Below are 3,420 nucleotides of genomic sequence, written 5' to 3'. Positions count from 1 at the left end.
AAATTACAATTGATTTACCAGATAATTTAACAGATAAAATACAGGATAACTTAGGAAATTTATCTCAAAAAGTTCTCAATAAATTAGCTATAGAAGCTTTTTTAGAAGGATTTATTAATTTTGATGAGTTTAGACAGATGTTAGGTTTTAAGAATGATACAGATTTAAAAGCTTTTTTATTAGCAAATCTTCCTGTTCATTCTTCAGGATTATTGAATTTAGCGGGAAGTTGTGCGGATATAGATATAACAATTGATGAGCAAGGGATTTTTGAGGAAATTGATAATGATTTAATCGGAGTTTCTGATGAGTAATTATTCTTTAATTTATTTACTAGATAGCAATGCTTGTATAGTGTATTTAAAAAATAGAAATTCTAGTATTAATCGCCGTTTTGAAAGCATAGGAGAAAATAAGATTGCTGTTTGTTCTGTGGTTAAAGCTGAGTTATTTTTTGGGTCAATGAAGAGTAATAACCCTCAAAAAAGTTTAAATATACAACAATTGTTTTTACAGCAGTTTGTATCTTTACCCTTTGATGATTCCTGTGCGGAGGTTTATGGTAAGATTCGGGCTGATTTAGCCAAGGCTGGAACTCCTATTGGCTCAAATGATATCCAAATTGCTGCTATTGCTTTGGTGAATAATTTAATATTAGTGACTCATAATGTTAGAGAGTTTAGCCGAGTTGAAGGGTTAAAAATAGAAGATTGGGAAGGGGAATAATGGGTAAGTATCAGGGTTATGAAAAGTATAAATATTTTGGTGTTGAGTGGTTGGGTGATATTCCGAAGCATTGGATAAGAAGTGTTTTTAGATATTATTTTGATATTCAATTAGGAAAAATGCTTCAAAATGAACCTCAATCTCCTAATGATTATGAGATTTCTTATTTAAAGGCTATTCATGTTCGATGGGATAAAGTTGATACTGATGAACTTCCCAAAATGTGGGCTTCACCAAGAGATAGAGAGAAATATTATGTAAAAAATGGCGACCTTTTGATTTCTGAAGGTGGAGAAGTTGGAAGAACTGCTTTATTAAAGGAATTACAAGAAGATTGTATCATTCAAAATGCTTTACATAGAGTGCGACCATTAAAGCACTCAAGTGTCGAATATCTAAATTATTTAATGCGGCATATTGCAGATACAGGATGGTTTGATATTTTATGTAATAAATCTACAATTGCTCATTTAACAAGTGAGAAAGTAGGTGCTTTGGCTTTACCTCTACCTCCACTAGATGAACAAGAAAAGATCGCTCAATTTCTCGACTATAAAACCAAACAAATAGACGAACTCATCAAAAAGAAAGAAACCCTCATTGAAAAACTCGACGAAAAACGCACCGCCCTCATCAGTCACGCTGTCACCAAAGGACTAGATCCCAGCGTACCTATGAAAGATTCTGGTATTGACTGGCTGGGTAAAATTCCGAAGCATTGGAACCTTTTACCTTTCAGAAGGCTTATGGATGGCACTACTCAAAATGGCTTGTATAAATCCAAAGAATTTTTTAATGAAAGTGGTACTTCTTTTATACAGATGGGAGAGGCATTTGCAGAGCCTATCATATCTAAGACAGCGAAGGATAGGATTTTAATTACTCCAGCAGAATTAGAACAGTGGGGATTAAAAAAAGGTGATTTAATTTTTGCTCGTCGTTCTTTAGTATTTGAAGGTTCTGGTAAATGTTCTATTGTTGGAGACCTTAGCGAGAGACACGTTTATGAATCTTCCATGATTAGAGTTCGTTTAAAGACAGAAATATTAAATCCTTTATTTGCTTTCTTTTATTTTGGATCTTCATTTAGTCGGGGGCAAATATTATCTACGACAAAACAGGTAACAATAAGTGGTATAGATAGCCAACAGTTAAAATCTCTGTCATTCGTCTTGCCACCTATTGAAGAACAAGAAAAAATTATCAAATTTATTCAAAAAACAAATCAAATTAATCAGAAATCTACTAACCAAATTCGACAGGTCATAGAACTATTAAAAGAATATCGCACCTCCCTAATTACCAACGCCGTCACAGGTAAAATTGATGTAAGAGAAGTTGCTATTCCCTAACCCCAGAAACCACAACAAAAAAAGGACAATAACAATGAGTACAGAATATCACATCAAGCTTATTCAAACAGGAAAGACCCAAAGCTTAACAATTCCTCAAGAATTAAACCTATCAACAACAGAAGTAATTATCCGACAAGAAAATGGAAAACTAATCATAGAACCCTACAAGAAAAAATCCCTCCTAGAAATCTTTGCCACCTTAGATGACATTGAAGAAGAATTTCCCAATGTTGACGAAGGATTATTACCCTTAGATGATATTGAACTGTAAAAATGTCTTATTCTTACTTGCTCGACACTAATATACTCTCTGATTTTGTTAAACACCCAACAGGGAGAATTTTTTCTCAAATTCAATATGTGGGTGAAGAAAAAATTTGTACCAGTATCATTGTAGCTTGTGAATTACGATTTGGCGCAGAAAAAAGCAAATCATTCCGATTAAAAGAACGAATTGAACTAGCTTTAAAAATTATTCCTGTATTACCATTAATGCCAGATATAGATCATAATTACGCCACAATTCGCACAAATTTAGAACGTCAAGGAACTCCCATTGGTAGTAATGATTTATTGATTGCTGTGCAAGCTTTCACCCTAAATGTAACTGTCGTTACTGCTAATGTTCGTGAATTTTCTCGCGTTCCTAATTTAAAAATAGAAAACTGGCTTAAACCTGATTAAAATAGCATTAAATTATGATTACCTAATTAAAATAGATTCAAAAAATATGATAGACCACGATAGACTATTTAAAGAATTAATCCAAACCTTCTTTTGGGAATTTATAGAATTGTTTTTACCAGAAATATTAGAGTATGTAGAAAAAGACAGCCTCACTTTTTTACCAGAAGAAATATTTACCGATGTCACCTCTGGAGACAAAAGAAAAATAGATTTATTAGCACAAGTAAAATGGCAAGGACAAGACAGTTATTTACTCATTCACCTAGAAAATCAGGCATATAATCAGAAAGAATTTGAACGGCGGATGTTTCATTACTTCGCTCGTTTAGATGCAAAATATTTACTTCCCATATTTCCTATAGTTATTTTCTCCTACGACGAACCAAAACGCCCCGAAAAAAGCCAATATACTGTTAACTTTCCTAACAGAAAAATACTCGAATTTAATTACTTTGCCATTCAATTAAATAACCTCAACTGGCGAAACTTTTTACATCAGCCAAACCCCGTAGCAGCCGCATTAATGGCAAAAATGGATTTTAAGCCAGAAGAAAGAGTCAGAGTTAAACTAGAATGCTTAAGAATGTTAGTCACATTACAATTAAACCCTGCTAAAATAGAACTAATTTCCGGTTTTATTGACACATATCTC

At 33.0% G+C, this 3,420-nt stretch carries 6 protein-coding genes; all 6 read left to right on the top strand.

Going from position 1 to position 3,420, the window contains the following annotated elements:
• On the top strand, positions 1-314 hold a 314-nt coding region (locus VB654_RS22675), incomplete at its 5' end, for a hypothetical protein (protein WP_323216081.1).
• Positions 307-726, top strand: coding sequence for a type II toxin-antitoxin system tRNA(fMet)-specific endonuclease VapC (gene vapC / locus VB654_RS22670; protein ID WP_323216080.1), 420 nt, complete (start codon positions 307-309; stop codon positions 724-726). The genes VB654_RS22675 and vapC, both read left to right, overlap by 8 nt.
• Positions 726-2,078: a restriction endonuclease subunit S gene (locus VB654_RS22665; protein WP_323216079.1), complete on the top strand. Its 1,353-nt coding sequence runs from the start codon at positions 726-728 to the stop codon at positions 2,076-2,078. The genes vapC and VB654_RS22665 overlap by 1 nt, the downstream gene beginning before the upstream one ends.
• A gap of 34 nt (positions 2,079-2,112) precedes the next feature.
• A complete protein-coding gene (locus tag VB654_RS22660; protein WP_323216078.1) occupies positions 2,113-2,352 on the top strand; it encodes an AbrB/MazE/SpoVT family DNA-binding domain-containing protein in 240 nt (79 codons plus the stop codon).
• A 2-nt stretch (positions 2,353-2,354) separates the two neighbouring features.
• On the top strand, positions 2,355-2,765 hold the full coding sequence (locus tag VB654_RS22655; RefSeq protein WP_323216077.1) for a type II toxin-antitoxin system VapC family toxin: 411 nt from the start codon (positions 2,355-2,357) through the stop codon (positions 2,763-2,765).
• A gap of 46 nt (positions 2,766-2,811) precedes the next feature.
• Positions 2,812-3,420: Rpn family recombination-promoting nuclease/putative transposase (locus VB654_RS22650; protein ID WP_323216076.1), on the top strand; the 609-nt coding region annotated here is incomplete at its 3' end.

It is taken from the genome of Nodularia sp. UHCC 0506 (assembly GCF_034931045.1).
GTDB lineage: Bacteria > Cyanobacteriota > Cyanobacteriia > Cyanobacteriales > Nostocaceae > Nodularia.
Note: the sequence above shows the minus strand (reverse complement) of the source record. Positions and strands in the feature narration are given on the sequence as shown.

Coding starts and splice junctions, on each gene's coding strand:
- VB654_RS22665 (WP_323216079.1), top strand. CDS start 726: ATGGGTAAGTATCAGGGTTATGAAAAGTATAAATATTTTGGTGTTGAG.
- vapC (WP_323216080.1), top strand. CDS start 307: ATGAGTAATTATTCTTTAATTTATTTACTAGATAGCAATGCTTGTATA.
- VB654_RS22655 (WP_323216077.1), top strand. CDS start 2,355: ATGTCTTATTCTTACTTGCTCGACACTAATATACTCTCTGATTTTGTT.
- VB654_RS22660 (WP_323216078.1), top strand. CDS start 2,113: ATGAGTACAGAATATCACATCAAGCTTATTCAAACAGGAAAGACCCAA.